Below are 1,018 nucleotides of genomic sequence, written 5' to 3'. Positions count from 1 at the left end.
CTGCTGCTCCTCGACGAGCCCACCAACCACCTCGACGCGACCGCCGTGCACTGGCTGGAGGAACACCTGCGCGCCCACCGGGGCACCCTCGTCGCGGTCACCCACGACCGCGGCTTCCTGGAACGCGTCTCCACCACGATCCTCGAGGTCGACCGGGACGACCGCGCCGTGCGCCGGTACGGCGACGGCTGGGCCGGCTACCGCGCCGCGAAGGCCGCGGCCCGCCGCGGCGCGCTCCAGCGGTACACGGAGTGGGTCGAGGACGTGTCCCGCACCGAGGAGCTGCTGGAGGCCGCCGGGCGGCGCCTCGCCGTCACCGGACGCGACCCCCGGCAGGGCTTCGGCAAGCACCGCCGCTCCAGCGAGGCGAAACTCGGCGGCCAGGTCCGCTCCGTCCGCGAACGCCTCGACGCGCTCCGCCGCAACCCCGTGGCGGAGCCGCCCGCACCGCTGCGCTTCGCGGCCGTCCCGCAACCCGCCGACGGCGCACCCGCGCAAGGCCCCGTGGCCGAGCTCGACGGCGTACGGGTCGGCGAACGCCTGTGCCTGGAGGGGCTGCTGACGATCGCGCCGGGACAGCGGATCCTCGTCAGCGGGGAGAACGGGGCGGGCAAGACGACCCTGCTGCGCGTCCTCGCCGGTGACCTGGAACCGGACGCCGGCACGGCCCGGCGCCCCGCCCGCACCGGCTACCTCGCCCAGGAGCTGCCCCCGCACTCCACCCGGCTCCCGCTGCTCGACGCCTTCGCGGCCGGCCGGCCCGGTCCGCCGGACGAGCACGTCGATCGGCTCCTCGCCCTCGGGCTGTTCCGCGAGGAGGACCTGCACGTCCCCGTCGCCGCGCTGTCGGCGGGCCAGCGCAGGCGGTTGCAGCTCGCTCGGCTGGTCACCCGGCCGGCCGACCTGCTGATCCTCGACGAGCCGACCAACCACATCGCGCTCGACCTCGTCGAGGACCTCCAGTCGGCGCTCGCCGCGTACCCCGGCGCCGTGATCGCGGTCTCCCACGACCGCACCT

Annotated in this window: 1 protein-coding gene; it reads left to right on the top strand. The window is 76.2% G+C overall.

Going from position 1 to position 1,018, the window contains the following annotated elements; translation table 11 throughout:
* On the top strand, positions 1–1,018 hold a 1,018-nt coding region (locus GTW43_RS36175; protein ID WP_161306211.1), incomplete at both ends, for an ATP-binding cassette domain-containing protein.

The organism is Streptomyces sp. SID5785, assembly GCF_009870065.1.
GTDB lineage: Bacteria > Actinomycetota > Actinomycetes > Streptomycetales > Streptomycetaceae > Streptomyces.
The sequence above is the reverse complement of the archived record's forward strand: the minus strand, read 5'-3'. Positions and strand labels throughout refer to the sequence as shown.